Here is a 13,279-nt window from a genome sequence, read left to right on the forward strand (position 1 = left end):
TTGCCAGGCCTATTGAAGATCACCCGGCGCGGTGACCGAGCCGTCGGCGATGCGCTCGCAGTAGGTGATCAGGTCCTCAAGCTCGCAGGATTTGTCGAACACGCGATCGGCGCCCAGTGCCGCACAGCGCCGGCGGATGTCGGCGGTCGCGTAGTTCGTGAGCACCACCTTGTGCGCCGGCAGATGGGCGTCCTGCGCGGCCTTGAGCACGCCCAGTCCCGAGCCGGCCAGCAGGAAGATGTCGACGATCATGAGATCAAAACGGTCGCCGCTTCCGAGCCACTGCACGGCGGTGGACTCGTCGCGCGCGTGGCCGACCACCTCGACGTGGGCCAGTTCCTCGAGCGTGGAAACGAGGTTCTCGTAGATGACCTTGTTGTCCTCGACGATGAAAGTTCGGAGCGGCGACATGTGCGGGCGGGAAGTGGGCGAGGCATGGAGTGGCGGGACACGAATGCAACCATCATGCTGCGTTCGTGTGTGTTTGTATCACCGGCGACACCTCGTGATCTGTAGGCCATGTCCTACACGGACCGAAGTCCGTGAAGTTCGGCCGCAAGCCGGTGTCAGCGCACGACGATGTCGTTGCGAACGCTCTTCACGCCCTCCGTGGTTCTGGCCAGGCTCTCCGCGGTACTGCGCTCGGCAGCGGACTTGGCAAAGCCGGAAAGCTGCACCGTGCCGTTGAGGGTCTCGACATTGAGCGAGGTGGCGCTGACGACCGGGTCCTTGGCAAAGCGGGCCTTCACGCGGGTGGTGAGGGTGGTGTCGTCGATGTAGGCGCCCACGGTCTGCTGATCGCGGGCCACGGCGCAGCCGGTGACCTGGACGACAGCGAGGGCCGCGGCGGCGGCGAGTACGGCATGGGTGAGTTTCATGGAAATCTCCTCGGGGGACAGTGGTGGGTATGACTGCCCGGCAGGCGGACCTTCGGATTGAAAGTCCGCGCGCGCAGGGCAGGGGTGGTCATTCGAAGCGGGATATCAGAGCCGGGTATCAGCCCTTGGATTCGACCGTCAGGCGGTTTTCCACGCGCTGAACGCCTTCCACGGCGGAGGCCAGCATGGTGGCGCGGTCGCGGGACGCGGCATCGGGGGCCGTGCCCTTGAGCTCGACCATGCCGTTGCTCGTGTCCACGTCGATCTTCAGCGCGCTGAGCTGTGCGTCGCCTGCCAGCGCGGCGTTGACCTTGGCGGTGATCGCCATGTCGGCGGCGCCGGAGGCCATGCGCTCGCCCGTCTCGCTCAGCGTGTCGGCGGCGCTGCTGCCCGCGGCCTTGAGGTCCTGTGCGGCGTCCCGGGTGTCGGCGCGCAACTCGGTGCCTGCGTCCTTCGTGCTTTCAACCGCGCCGTCGAGTCGCTGGCCCACGGTGGCATCTTCCTGCTGACCGCAGGCCATGATGAGGGTGGATGCCAGAGCGGCGGCAGCAAGGGCGGTGTATCGGGTGGTGCGTTTCATGATGAATTCCTTTCAGGTCGCCGGGCTGTGCCGGCGGATGGGTGGATAACGGGTGGGTGTGGCTCAGTGCCGCTTCTGCTTCTTGTCCGGGCTGCTGTCGAACCAGTCGTCGCCGACGCGGCGCTCCCATTCGGCCACCTGGCGTTCGGCTTCGTCCTTGGCACAGCCGTAGCGTTCCTGGATCTTGCCGGCGAGCTGTTCGCGCCGGCCGGCCACGACGTCGAGGTCGTCGTCCGTGAGCTTGCCCCACTGTTCGATCATCTTGCCCTTGGCTTGCTTCCAGTTGCCTTCAATGCGATCCCAGTTCATGTGTGACTCCTTCAATGGTGGTTGCGGAACCGGCCGGGAAGCCGGTGGCGGCCTGGACGCGGTGGGCGTCGTGCCGTGAAGTCACTGTAGGAAACGCGGGCCGCATGCGATGTCGGGCGTGCCGCCATGCGCTTGTAGGACATCGCCGATGCGCGTGGCGGTCTTGTAGGAGCTGTCTGACGGTCAGCCCGAGCCGGGCCTGTTAAATTGCAGCCGCACCATCCCATGCGCATCTCAAGGACACCATGATCAAGGTAGGCATCGTCGACGACCACGCCATCGTGCGATCCGGCTTGCGCCAGTTCCTCGGCGAACATGTCGACCTGAAGGTGACCGGCGAGGCCAACAACGGGCGCGAGGCACTCGAACTGGCGCGCGGCGGCGAGGTCGACGTGCTGCTGATGGACATCTCGATGCCTGACCACGGCGGCGTGGATGCGCTGCAGGCGATCAAGGCGCGCTTCCCCGATCTGCCGGTGCTCATCCTCAGCGGTTTTCCGGAAGCGCAGTACGCCACCATCCTGCTGCGCAACGGCGCCAGTGGTTACCTCAACAAGGAGTGCGCGCCGGAGGAAATCGTCACCGCCATCCGCACCGTGGCGCGCGGGCGGCGCTACATCAGCCCGGCGGTGGCCGAGCTGCTGGCCGACAACGCGGTGGGTGACGCCGAACGCGCACCGCACGAGCTGCTGTCCGAGCGCGAGCTGCAGGTATTCCTGCGCCTGGCCCAGGGTGAGACCATCGGGCACATGGCCGAGGCCATGTTCCTGAGCGTCAAGACCGTGAGCACCTACCGCACGCGCGTGCTCGAGAAACTCAAGCTCACCAGCAACAGCGAGCTCACCTACTACGCGCTGAAGAACGGCCTCATCCAGTGAGGCTCCCAGCGGCGCGGCGCCCCCGGTGCTGGCGCCGGGTTGTCGGCTTTTTCCTACGCACGCGCGGGGCGTGGGCTTGCAGCGTTGTTGAACGGGCCTCCCTACAGTGAAGTCATCACAACGGCGGTCGTTGTGAACTCACCAGCGGGTCGGATCACCGACCTCTTACAGGAGCCCACCATGTTGCACTACGCTGTGGTTTTTTTCGTCATTGCACTGATCGCTGCCGTCCTGGGTTTCGGCGGCATCGCTGCCAGCGCGGCCGGCATCGCCCAGGTGCTGTTCGTGATTTTCCTGGTACTGGCACTCGTCTCGGTCGTCTTCGGCCTGATCCGCAAGCGCTGAGGTCGCAGCGGTGCATGAGTCGATCGTGCTGCTGGTGGCCCGCAGCGGGCCACGGCGCGACGCCTTGCGCCGCTGCGTGCGGGAGTGCGCCCCGGACTGCCGCATCGAGCAGGCCGAAACCTACCTGGAGGCCATGGCGCAGGCCACGCACATGCCCGTGCACCTGCTCATCCTCGATCTTGAGCTGAACAGCGTGCTGGTGCCTGCCTTCGAACGCTTTCTTGCCCAAGCCGCGCCCCAGGCCCGCCTGCACGTGTTCGACGACTCGAACGACATGCTCGAACCCACCGAGCCGACGGAAGTGGATCACGCCGACGCGCCGGCGATGGAGCAGCTCGCGGCCATGCTGCGCAGCCACACCCGGGACGGGTCGTCATAATATGAAATTCGATGGGATTTCATTGACATTCATATCAATTCGAATATAATAGCCGGCTCACTTCATCTTCAACCCCGTGTGCACCTCGTGCCCCGGAGTCAGGGAAGTCCCGGCGCAGTCCGGGTGTCTGCGGACAGCTTTCTGTTGGTGCCCCTTCTGTGGCGCCTGCTCCACCGGTCGCCGTGCGCCAGCCGATCCCGTACCCCATTCCCCCATTCACAGACCCGCCCGGCAGCGACCGGGCACTCCTTTTTGTCTGAGGCGTTGCGGTGATCGGCTTTCCTGTCAGGAGGGCAGACCCGCATGTGTGGAATCGCAGGAGAAATCCGGTTTGACGGCGCAGCCGTCGACGTCGAGGCGCTGGCGCGCATGATCCAGCAGCAGCGCCCGCGCGGCCCCGATGGGCAGGGTCTGCAGGTGAGCGACCGCTTCGGCTTCGGCCACCGCCGACTGAAGATCATGGACCTGTCAGACGCGGCGCAGCAGCCCATGTTCGACCCCACCCTGGGCGCCGGCATCGTGTTCAACGGAGCGGTCTACAACCACGCCGAGCTGCGCAAGGAGCTCGAGGCCAAGGGCTACCACTTCCATTCCACCGGCGACACCGAGGTGCTGCTCAAGGCCTGGCACGCCTGGGGGCCGGACTTCGTGAAGCGGCTCAACGGCATGTTTGCATTTGCCATCTGGGAGCGTGACAGTGGTCGCGTGCTGCTCGGGCGCGACCGCCTGGGCATCAAGCCGCTGTACCTCGCACCCATCGCGGGCGGCCTGCGTTTCGCTTCCACGCTGCCCGCGCTGCTTGCGGCCGGTGGCGTCGACACCGCGATCGACCCGGTAGGCCTGCACCACTATCTCTCGCTGCACGCGATCGTGCCGCCACCCCACACCCTCCTGCGCGGTGTGCGCAAGCTCGCGCCCGGCACCTTGATGCAGATCGAGGCCGACGGCGCGACCACCGAACACGGCTTCTGGTCGCTGAGCTACGAACGCGACGCTGCGGATGAGGCGCGCTCGTTCGACGACTGGCGCGAAATCCTGCTTGACGGCCTGCGCGCGGCCGTCAAGCGCCGCCTGGTGGCCGACGTGCCGGTGGGCGCGCTGCTCTCGGGCGGCGTGGACTCCAGCCTCATCGTCGGCCTCATGGTCGAGGCCGGCGTGCGCGACCTGCGAACCTACAACGTGGGCTTCGAGGACGTGGGCGGCGAGAAGGGCAACGAGTTCGAGTACGCCGACATCGTCGCGCAGCGCTTCGGCACCACGCACGAGCGCATCTTCGTGCCCGAGGCCGAGCTGCTGAACCGCCTGCCCGAGGCCATCGCCGCCATGAGCGAACCCATGGTCAGCCACGACTGCATCGGCTTCTACCTGCTGTCCGAGGCGGTGTCGCGCCACAGCAAGGTGGTGCAGAGTGGGCAGGGCGCCGACGAGGTGTTCGGCGGCTACCACTGGTACCCCAGGCTGCAGGGCAGCACGGACCCGGTGGCCGATTACCTGGCCGCCTTCCGCGACCGCGACCACACCGAAATGGGCGAGCTGCTGCAGGCACCCTGGCTCGGCAGGGACCACACCGCGGACTACGTGGCGCAGCGCCTCACCGCGCCCGGCGCGAGCGACCCGGTGGACCAGGCGCTGCGGCTGGACACCACCGTCATGCTGGTGGACGACCCGGTCAAGCGCGTGGACAACATGACCATGGCCTTCGGCCTGGAGGCGCGCGTGCCCTTCCTGGACCACGAGCTGGTCGAACTGGCCGCGCGCATTCCCGCGCGCCACAAGCTCGCGGGCGGCGGCAAGGGCATCCTGAAGGAGGCCGCGCGCCGCGTGATCCCGTCCGAGGTGATCGATCGGCCCAAGGGCTACTTCCCCGTGCCCGCGCTCAAGCATCTCAAGGGCGCGGTGCTGGAGAACGTGCGCGACGCGCTCCACAGCCGCGCCGCGCGCGAACGCGGTCTGTTCCAGCCGGCCTACGTGCAGCGCCTGCTGGACGACCCGTCGGCGCACATCACGCCGCTGCGCGGCTCCAAGCTCTGGCAGCTCGGCCTGCTGGAGATCTGGCTGCAAACCCACCTGCATTGAAGGAGAGCAACGATGCAACGCAAACACGCACAGCAAGCGCAAAGGGCCCTGCGGCTGGGCCGCGAAGCCATGCCGCAGGCCGAGCATCCGCGCGGCCACACCTTGCCGCGCGGTAACGTCATCGCCACCTGCGGCTGGGGCCGGCTGGTGGCCGGCCACACCTTTGCCGATCCGGCCGACATCGCCGCCGCCCTGCTGGAGGAACAGCCCGGTCAGCGCGACATCGCCTTCTATGTGGACAAGCCGCACGTGGTGGTGTCGCACGCGCCGCAGCAGCTCTTCGTCGACCCGTCGGAGACGTTCCGGCTCGCGCTCAACAACTACACGCCCGCTCGCGCGGCGCGGCGCGGCTTCACGGTGCGGCGTCTGCGCTCGCGCGCCGACGTGGCCGCCGTCAACGCCATCTACCGCGCGCGCCGCATGGTGCCGGTGGACCCGGCCCTGGTCTGGGGCCAGCGCGCCGAGCGCCAGGTGGTCTATGCCCTGGCCGAAGACCGCGACACGGGCGAGGTGCTTGGCGTGGCCATGGGGCTGGACCATGCCGAGGCGTTTGCCGACCCCGAACCCGGATCGAGCCTGTGGGCGCTGGCGGTATCGCCACAGGCCAGCCACCCGGGCATCGGCGAAGCCCTCACGCGCTACCTGGCCGAACACTTCCAGGCACGCGGCCGTGCGTTCATGGACGTGTCCGTGCTGCACGACAACGCCTCGGCCATCGCGCTGTACCAGAAGCTCGGCTTCCAGCACATCCCGGTGTTCGCGGTGAAGCGGCGCAACGCGATCAACGAGCCGCTGTTCACCGGTGGGGCAGGCAGTGGCGACGGCCTCAACCCCTACGCCCGCATCATCGTGGACGAGGCGCGCCGCCGGGGCATCCGTGTGGAGGTGATCGACGCGGAAAACGGCTACTTCAAGCTCAGCCTCGGCGGGCGCAGCGTGGTCTGCCGCGAATCGCTTTCGGAACTCACCAGCGCGGTGGCCATGAGCCGCTGCGCGGACAAGCGCGTCACCGTGCGCCTGCTGGCGCAGGCGGGGCTGCAGGTGCCGCGGCAGACCCTGGCCGGTGATGCCGAACACAACGCCGCCTTCCTGCGCGAGCAGGGCGCCATCGTGGTCAAGCCGGTCGACGGTGAACAGGGCAAGGGCATCGCGGTCAACCTCACCTCCACAGACGACATGGAGGCCGCGATCGAGAACGCCAGCCACTTCGGCGAGCGTGTGCTGCTGGAGCAGTACTGCGAAGGGCAGGATTTGCGCATCGTGGTCATCAACCACCAGGTCGTGGCCGCCGCCATCCGCAAGCCCGCCACCGTGGTGGGCGATGGCCAGTCCAGCATCGCGCAGCTGATCGACAAGCAGAGCCGGCGCCGCGCGGCCGCCACGGGGGGCGAGTCGCGCATCCCGGTCGATGGCGAGACGCGCCGCTGCATCGGCCTGCAGGGCCATGCACTGGACGACGTGTTGCCCTTCGGCCAGTCGCTGGCCGTGCGCAAGACCGCCAACCTGCACACGGGCGGCACCATCCACGATGTCACCGATCAGTTGCACCCCGCACTGAAGAACGCTGCCGAACACGCCAGCCGCGTGCTCGACGTGCCCGTGACCGGGCTCGACTTCCTGGTGCCCGCGGTCGACGGGCCCGAGCACGTGATCATCGAAGCCAACGAACGGCCCGGCCTGGCCAACCACGAACCCCAGCCCACGGCACAGCGCTTCGTCGACCTGCTGTTCCCCGGCTCAACGCTTGAAGAGACCCACACATGACCAAGACCCCCGCCACGGCGGCCACGCCCGCCCTGCCACCGATCGACTACGCGTTTCTCGAAGAGACGATGCTGCAGCTGCTGGCCATTCCCAGCCCGGTGGGCCTGACCGACGCCGTGGTGCGCTACACGGCGAGCCGGCTCGACACCATCGGCATTCCCTACGAGATCACGCGCCGCGGCGCCATCCGCGCCACGCTCAAGGGACGCGAGGCGCGCCCGGCGCGCGCCATCGTCGCGCACCTGGACACGCTGGGCGCGATGGTGCGCGAGCTCAAGGACAACGGGCGCATCGGCATCGTGCCCATCGGCAGCTGGTCCTCGCGGTTTGCCGAAGGTGGTCGCCTCACGGTGTTCACCGACACGCAGCAGCTGCGTGGCACCTGCCTGCCGCTCAAGACCTCGGGCCACGCCTACGGCGGTGAGATCGACACCCAGCCGTCCAGCTGGGACCACGTGGAGGTGCGCGTGGACCTGCCCGCGCACAGCGCGCGGGACCTGACGGACGCGGGCGTCCACGTCGGTGACTGGATCGCCTTCGATCCGCAGCCCGAGGTGCAGGTCGACGGGTACATCAACTCGCGCTACCTGGACGACAAGGCGGCGGTGGCCGTGCTGCTCGCCGCCTGCAAGGCCATCGTCGACAGCGGGCGAAAACTGCCGGTGGACGCGCACCCGCTGTTCACCATCACCGAGGAGGTGGGATCCGGTTCGTCGGCGGCGCTGCATGGCGACATCGCCGAAATGGTGAGCCTGGACATCGCGATTGCCGCGCCCGGTCAGAACACCGACGAGCGCGCTGCCACCATCTGCATGCAGGACATGGCCGGCCCGTTCGACTACCACCTCACGCACAAGTTGATCGAACTGGCGCGCATGCATGGCATCGCGCACCGGCGCGACGTATTCCGCTTCTACCGCTCCGACTCCGCCGCCGCGGTGGAGGCCGGCAACGACATCCGCACCGCGCTGATCGGTTTCGGCGCCGACGCCTCGCACGCCCAGGAGCGCACGCACCGCGATTCGCTGCAGGCCCTGGCCGAGCTCAGCGTGGCCTACCTGCTGTCCGACCCGGTGGCCCGACGCGACCGCAAGTCCATGGGCTCGCTCGAAGGCTTCACCGAGCAGCTCAAGCCCGGGGAGATGCAGGTCTCGCCCACCGCGCTGCCCGATCCGCAGGAATTCCTTGAGGCTGACGGCACGGTGTCGTCAGAGAGCAGCTAGCGCGACTCCTCGCGCCACAACGGCCACAAGGCCCACAGTCCCAGCGCCGGCCCGATGGCGAGCCAGGGCAGCAGCGCGCCCAGCGGGACATGTTCGGCCAGCGCCACGAACAGCAGGATGCTCGCGATCGAGATGCCGAAGCCGATGCTGTTGGTGAGCGTGAGCACGCTGCCCACCGCCTGCGGCGGCGCGTTGCGCGCGGTCAGCGTGGAGAACTGCGGCGAGTCGCCCGAGACGGTGATGCCCCAGAGCACCAGCCAGCCGTAGAACAGCAGGTCGCCCGCGTCGATCATCCAGAACGCGGCCAGGCAGCACAGGCCGCTGGTGGCCAGCTGCGTGCCGGCCACGCGCGCGCTGCCCCAGCGCTGGGCCACCCAGCCGCCGCCGGCGCAACCGATCACGCCCGCGCCGAGCACCGCGAACGCCGCCCACGACAGGCCGGTGCCGTGCAGGCGCGTGGCCAGCACCAGCGGCACCATCACCCACATGGTGTAGAGCTCCCACATGTGGCCGAAATAGCCCAGCACCGAACTGCGCACGCGCGCATCGGTCCACAGCGTGGCCAGGGCGCGCCACTGAAGTACTGAAACCCGCGCCTGCGCGTGGGGCGGGTCGGTGGTGCCGAAGAACAGCAACAGGCCCCCGGCCGCGGCCAGCGCGGCCACGCCCAGCATCAGCGTGGGCCAGGGCAGGGCGCCGCTGAGCGCGCGCAGCGCATGCGCGCTGGCCGAGCCCAGCACCAGCGCGCCAATCAGCAAGCCGAGCGCACCACCGAGGCCACGCGTGTACCACTGCGCCGCGATCTTCATGCCCACCGGGTAGATGCCCGCGAGAAAGAAGCCGGTGGCGAAACGCCAGATCAACAGGGCGCTGTAGTCGCGCACCATCCACCATGCGCCCACGGTGCAGGCCGCGCCCGCGAGCGCACAGACCAGGAACACGCGGCGCGGCGCGAAGCGGTCGGCGATCGCCAGCAGCGCGAACACCAGCGTGCCCAGGATGAAGCCGAACTGCAGCGACGAGGTCAGCGTACCGACCGCGCTGGTGGGCCAGCCCAGTTCGCGCTGCAGGTCGGGCATGACGGCATTGACCGCGAACCACAGCGAGGTGCCCATGAACTGGGCCAGCACCAGCACCGGCAAGACATGGCGGGGGACTCGGTCATTGGTGGTCATAAAGGTCTCAGTCGGTTTTCTGCGGCGCGCGGGACCAACGGGGGCTGGGTCCCAGGCGCCTCAAGGGTCCGGCTCCGCCGGCCCGAGAGGTGGTCCCCCCTCCCCGCCGAAGGCGCCAGAGAGGGGGGAAGCCGCGTCAGCGGCGCAGGGGGGTGTTCACCCATGTCAGCGCCGCAGCTGCGTGAAGGCCTCGAATTCCCAGCTGCGCATCGCCAGCACCAGGGTGTAGCCCTCGCGGTCGTTGTCACCGAGCTTCTGGTCGGTCTGGTGCTGCTGCGCAAAGTCCTGCGCCACGCGCTGCAGGCGCTCCAGAAACGCCGGCGCCAGCGTGCGGCTGACCGAGCCATGCACCAGCATCACGCCCTCGCCACTGCCGTCGAAACCGCCCGCGAAATAGTCCAGCAGGGCGTGCTCGCGGAAGTAGTTCATCACCGGGCCGTGGGGGCGCCAGCGGAAGGTCTTGGCCAGCTTGAGCCGGTAGCGGTTGAGCGGGCGCAGCTCGATGATGCCGATGCGGTCGAGCTGCGCCAGGTACTTCACGCACTCGGCCTCGCTCAGGCGGTAGCGCGAGGTGATCTGCTCCAGCGTCCACTGGCTGAGCACGCAGATGGCCACCAGCAGCAGCTTCTTGTCGGCCACCACCGCGCGTTCCTGCTCCTGCGTCATCTCGCGCAGCAGCGGCTGGGTGTCGGCCACGCGGCGCGCCAGATCGGCAAAGTCCAGCTTGAGCGCGCGGCAGATCTCGTCCACCCGCGAGAGCGACATGTCGCCCCTGGCCAGCATGCGCTTGACGCTGGACTCCGCCATGCCCAGGGCCCGGGCCAGGTCGGCATAAGTCATCTGCGCGGACTTGAGTTCCTTCTTGAGCGCGAGGACGAGGTCGCTGGTGGTGCTCATGGGTTGTCGGGTATCGGCATGCGGTACCGTGGGTTCGGGGTGGCTCGACTGTATCGGAAGGGGAGACTTTCTGGCGGGGCACGCACCACACTGCGGCGTGCGGCAGAATCCGCCGCAACAACGCCACAGGAGGAGACTGCATGAGCCACACCGCCACCACAGAGCCCGACGCGGCCGCCACGCCCGCTGCGTCTGCCCACGAAGGCGGGCAGTTCGCCTTGCTGGGCCAGCGCCGCTTCGCGCCGTTCTTCTGGACGCAGTTCCTCGGCGCGGCGAACGACAACCTGTTCAAGTTCGCCTTCACCGTGCTCGTCACCTACCAGCTGCAGGTGAGCTGGCTGCCCCCGGAGCTGGCCGGGCTGGTGATCGGCGCGCTGTTCATCCTGCCCTTCCTGCTGTTCTCCGCCACCAGCGGGCAGCTCGCCGACAAGCTGGACCGCCGCCTGCTGATCGTGTGGCTCAAGCGCGCGGAGGTGCTCATCATGGCGCTGGCGGCCTGGGCCTTCTTCGTGCAGAACATCCCGCTGCTGCTGGCCAGCATCTTCCTCATGGGCCTGCAGTCCACCGTGTTCGGGCCGGTCAAGTTCGCCTACCTGCCGCAGCACCTGAACGAGCGTGAGCTCACCGGCGGCAACGGCGTGGTGGAGATGGGCACCTTCGTGGCCATCCTGCTGGGCAACGTGGCCGGCGGACTGATCATCGCCGTGCCCGAGATCGGCGCGCACCATGTGGGCTTCACCTGCGTGGGCCTGGCGGTGCTGGGCCGGTGGACCGCCCACCACATTCCGGTGTCGCCGGCGATGGACCCGGGCCTGCGGATCAACTGGAACCCGGTCACCGAAACCTGGCGCAACCTCCGGCTCGCCTACGGCAACACGGTGGTGTTCCGCTCGGTGCTCGGCATCAGCTGGATGTGGTTCTTCGGGGCCGTCTTCCTGAGCATGTTCCCGGCCTTCGCCAAGGACGTGCTGCACGGCGACGAGCAGGTGGCCTCGCTGCTGCTGGTGGTGTTCTCCGTCGGCATCGCCACCGGCTCGCTGCTGTGCGAGGTGCTCTCGCGCCGGCATGTGGAGATCGGCCTGGTGCCGCTGGGCGCGATCGGCATGAGCGTGTTTTCCATCGACCTGTTCTTCGCCACCCGCGGCCTGCCGCCCGCCAGCGGCCTGGGCCTGCAGGCCTTCGTGGCGGACGCGGCGCACTGGCGCGTGCTGGCCGACCTGGCCCTGCTCAGCCTGTTCGCAGGCCTGTACAGCGTGCCCATGTACGCGCTGATCCAGATGCGCAGCCAGCCCACGCACCGCGCGCGCATCATCGCGGCCAACAACATCCTCAACGCGCTGTTCATGGTGGCCAGCGCGGTCATCGCGGGGGCTCTGCTCCAGGCCGGTTTCACCATTCCGCAGATGTTCCTGCTGGTGGGCCTGGCCAACGCGGTGGTGGCGTTCTACATCTTCATGCTGGTGCCCGAGTACCTGCTGCGCTTCATCGCCTGGGTGGCCTCGCGCTGCGTCTACCGCTTCAAGGTCACGGGCGACGCGCACATCCCCACCGAGGGCGCGGCCGTGATCGTCTGCAACCACGTGAGTTTTGTCGACGCGGTGCTGCTCATGGCCGCCAGCCCGCGCCCGATCCGCTTCATCATGGACCACCGCATCTTCCGCGTGCCGGTGCTGGGCGCGCTGTTCCGCCTGGCCAAGGCCATTCCCGTGGCGCCGCAGAAGGAAGACCCGGCCGCCTACGAGGCCGCATTCGCCGCCGCCGCCGCGGTGCTGCGCGAAGGCGAGCTGCTGGCGATCTTCCCCGAGGGCGCCATCACCGCCGACGGCACGCTGCAGCCCTTCAAGGGCGGCGTGATGAAGATCCTCGAACGCGCCGAAGCCGACGGCCTGCAGGTGCCGGTGATCCCGATGGCGCTGACCAACCTCTGGGGTTCGTTCTTCAGCCGGGTCGAGGTTCGCAACGGCGAGAAGACCGCGATGGTGCGGCCGTTCCGGCGCGGGCTGTTCAACCGGGTCGGGCTCAACGTGGGCGAGCCGCTGGCGCCGTCGGCGGTGACGCCGGATGCTCTGCACGGGCGGGTGGCGCAGTTGCTGCGTTGAGCGCGCGCCGGGGCTTCCGCTCTGGCTTTAGGTATCATTTTTTGATACCTATGAGACCCATCCTCGATACAGGTCCAGGTTTCTGGGTCTTTCGGCGCGGCCTGGGGCCACCATCGCGGCTCCTCAACAACCCCGAAGGGTTTTGCACATGGCCTCGAACCGTTCTCCCCTCATCGTGATGCGCGACACCCGTGCCTGGCAGTTGCAGGTCTGGGTGTCGTTCGGTATCGCCGTCTTCCTGTGCGCCACCGGGCTGGCCTACCTGCCCGGGCAGGCGCTGGACCGCGCATTCATGGTGATGGGCTATGTGTTCTGTCTGTCCACGGTGTTCGTGCTCTCCAAGGCGGTGCGCGACGGCCAGAAGGCGTCGCTCGGCGGGGAGGCTGAAACGCCGATGTGGCGGCTGGTGGTCTGGGGTGGTTTCGCCGTCGCCATGGGCCTGACGGGCTGGGGCCTGCTGCGCATGGAGATCAACGACACCTACCGCGCCTACCTGGGCGTGAGCTGGCTCTACCTGGTCACGTCGGCGTTCACGCTGGCCAAGACCCTGCGCGACCGCCACGAAGCCGACCTGAGCGAGGCCCAGGTGCGTGGCGAGATGCTGGGCCGCCAGCAGGCAATGCAGGAACGCGTTGCTGCCCAGGCCGAATGAGCGCAGACCTCTTCCCTTCTGTCC

At 68.2% G+C, this 13,279-nt stretch carries 14 protein-coding genes; 8 read left to right on the top strand and 6 right to left on the bottom strand.

Annotation, left to right across the window (positions count from 1 at the left end):
* Positions 1-9: 9 nt before the first annotated feature.
* From K5880_RS10855 to K5880_RS10870, 4 genes are all read right to left on the bottom strand, one after another.
* A complete protein-coding gene (locus K5880_RS10855) occupies positions 10-411 on the bottom strand; it encodes a response regulator (protein ID WP_297651575.1) in 402 nt (133 codons plus the stop codon).
* A gap of 155 nt (positions 412-566) precedes the next feature.
* On the bottom strand, positions 567-878 hold the full coding sequence (locus K5880_RS10860) for a BON domain-containing protein (RefSeq protein ID WP_297651577.1): 312 nt from the start codon (positions 876-878) through the stop codon (positions 567-569).
* 118 nt (positions 879-996) lie between these two features.
* The gene (locus tag K5880_RS10865) at positions 997-1,458 is read right to left on the bottom strand and encodes a BON domain-containing protein (RefSeq protein WP_297651579.1); all 462 of its coding nucleotides are present in this window, start codon (positions 1,456-1,458) and stop codon (positions 997-999) included.
* A 63-nt stretch (positions 1,459-1,521) separates the two neighbouring features.
* Positions 1,522-1,767 carry a CsbD family protein gene (locus K5880_RS10870; protein ID WP_297651581.1) on the bottom strand — a complete coding sequence of 82 codons (246 nt, stop codon included), beginning with the start codon at positions 1,765-1,767 and terminating at the stop codon, positions 1,522-1,524.
* A gap of 245 nt (positions 1,768-2,012) precedes the next feature.
* Here K5880_RS10870 and K5880_RS10875 point away from each other — a divergent pair, with 245 nt between their 5' ends.
* From K5880_RS10875 to K5880_RS10900, 6 genes are all read left to right on the top strand, one after another.
* Positions 2,013-2,645 carry a response regulator transcription factor gene (locus K5880_RS10875; RefSeq protein WP_297651583.1) on the top strand — a complete coding sequence of 211 codons (633 nt, stop codon included), beginning with the start codon at positions 2,013-2,015 and terminating at the stop codon, positions 2,643-2,645.
* A 180-nt stretch (positions 2,646-2,825) separates the two neighbouring features.
* A complete protein-coding gene (locus tag K5880_RS10880; RefSeq protein ID WP_297651585.1) occupies positions 2,826-2,990 on the top strand; it encodes a DUF1328 domain-containing protein in 165 nt (54 codons plus the stop codon).
* Between the two features lie 10 nt (positions 2,991-3,000).
* The gene (locus K5880_RS10885) at positions 3,001-3,369 is read left to right on the top strand and encodes a hypothetical protein (RefSeq protein WP_297651587.1); all 369 of its coding nucleotides are present in this window, start codon (positions 3,001-3,003) and stop codon (positions 3,367-3,369) included.
* A 303-nt stretch (positions 3,370-3,672) separates the two neighbouring features.
* Positions 3,673-5,445, top strand: a complete 1,773-nt coding sequence (locus tag K5880_RS10890) for an N-acetylglutaminylglutamine amidotransferase (RefSeq protein WP_297651589.1) — start codon at positions 3,673-3,675, stop codon at positions 5,443-5,445.
* Between the two features lie 12 nt (positions 5,446-5,457).
* Entirely contained in the window at positions 5,458-7,209 is a 1,752-nt protein-coding gene (gene ngg / locus K5880_RS10895) for an N-acetylglutaminylglutamine synthetase (protein WP_297651591.1), read from the top strand.
* Positions 7,206-8,432 carry an osmoprotectant NAGGN system M42 family peptidase gene (locus tag K5880_RS10900; protein WP_297651593.1) on the top strand — a complete coding sequence of 409 codons (1,227 nt, stop codon included), beginning with the start codon at positions 7,206-7,208 and terminating at the stop codon, positions 8,430-8,432. The genes ngg and K5880_RS10900 overlap by 4 nt, the downstream gene beginning before the upstream one ends.
* On the opposite strand, the gene K5880_RS10905 is transcribed toward K5880_RS10900, so the two are convergent.
* Together K5880_RS10905 and K5880_RS10910 are read right to left on the bottom strand one after the other, a co-directional pair.
* On the bottom strand, positions 8,429-9,607 hold the full coding sequence (locus K5880_RS10905; protein WP_297651595.1) for an MFS transporter: 1,179 nt from the start codon (positions 9,605-9,607) through the stop codon (positions 8,429-8,431). The two genes, K5880_RS10900 and K5880_RS10905, sit on opposite strands and share 4 nt — an antisense overlap.
* Before the next feature lie 165 nt (positions 9,608-9,772).
* Complete coding sequence (locus tag K5880_RS10910; RefSeq protein ID WP_297651598.1) at positions 9,773-10,504, bottom strand: helix-turn-helix transcriptional regulator; 732 nt, start codon at positions 10,502-10,504, stop codon at positions 9,773-9,775.
* Between the two features lie 140 nt (positions 10,505-10,644).
* Here K5880_RS10910 and K5880_RS10915 point away from each other — a divergent pair, with 140 nt between their 5' ends.
* Entirely contained in the window at positions 10,645-12,603 is a 1,959-nt protein-coding gene (locus K5880_RS10915; RefSeq protein WP_297651600.1) for an MFS transporter, read from the top strand.
* 148 nt (positions 12,604-12,751) lie between these two features.
* Positions 12,752-13,255, top strand: a complete 504-nt coding sequence (locus tag K5880_RS10920) for a YiaA/YiaB family inner membrane protein (protein ID WP_297651605.1) — start codon at positions 12,752-12,754, stop codon at positions 13,253-13,255.
* The last annotated feature ends 24 nt before the right edge of the window (positions 13,256-13,279 follow it).

Origin of the sequence: Hydrogenophaga sp. (genome assembly GCF_025699295.1) — a bacterium.
Taxonomy (GTDB): domain Bacteria; phylum Pseudomonadota; class Gammaproteobacteria; order Burkholderiales; family Burkholderiaceae_C; genus Hydrogenophaga.

What these genes read in the sequence shown, in the direction of transcription:
- K5880_RS10855 (WP_297651575.1), bottom strand. Translation starts at nt 411, where the DNA reads ATGTCGCCGCTCCGAACTTTCATCGTCGAGGACAACAAGGTCATCTAC.
- K5880_RS10905 (WP_297651595.1), bottom strand. Translation starts at nt 9,607, where the DNA reads ATGACCACCAATGACCGAGTCCCCCGCCATGTCTTGCCGGTGCTGGTG.
- K5880_RS10875 (WP_297651583.1), top strand. Translation starts at nt 2,013, where the DNA reads ATGATCAAGGTAGGCATCGTCGACGACCACGCCATCGTGCGATCCGGC.
- K5880_RS10860 (WP_297651577.1), bottom strand. Translation starts at nt 878, where the DNA reads ATGAAACTCACCCATGCCGTACTCGCCGCCGCCGCGGCCCTCGCTGTC.
- K5880_RS10900 (WP_297651593.1), top strand. Translation starts at nt 7,206, where the DNA reads ATGACCAAGACCCCCGCCACGGCGGCCACGCCCGCCCTGCCACCGATC.
- K5880_RS10870 (WP_297651581.1), bottom strand. Translation starts at nt 1,767, where the DNA reads ATGAACTGGGATCGCATTGAAGGCAACTGGAAGCAAGCCAAGGGCAAG.
- K5880_RS10915 (WP_297651600.1), top strand. Translation starts at nt 10,645, where the DNA reads ATGAGCCACACCGCCACCACAGAGCCCGACGCGGCCGCCACGCCCGCT.
- K5880_RS10920 (WP_297651605.1), top strand. Translation starts at nt 12,752, where the DNA reads ATGGCCTCGAACCGTTCTCCCCTCATCGTGATGCGCGACACCCGTGCC.
- ngg (WP_297651591.1), top strand. Translation starts at nt 5,458, where the DNA reads ATGCAACGCAAACACGCACAGCAAGCGCAAAGGGCCCTGCGGCTGGGC.
- K5880_RS10880 (WP_297651585.1), top strand. Translation starts at nt 2,826, where the DNA reads ATGTTGCACTACGCTGTGGTTTTTTTCGTCATTGCACTGATCGCTGCC.
- K5880_RS10890 (WP_297651589.1), top strand. Translation starts at nt 3,673, where the DNA reads ATGTGTGGAATCGCAGGAGAAATCCGGTTTGACGGCGCAGCCGTCGAC.
- K5880_RS10865 (WP_297651579.1), bottom strand. Translation starts at nt 1,458, where the DNA reads ATGAAACGCACCACCCGATACACCGCCCTTGCTGCCGCCGCTCTGGCA.
- K5880_RS10910 (WP_297651598.1), bottom strand. Translation starts at nt 10,504, where the DNA reads ATGAGCACCACCAGCGACCTCGTCCTCGCGCTCAAGAAGGAACTCAAG.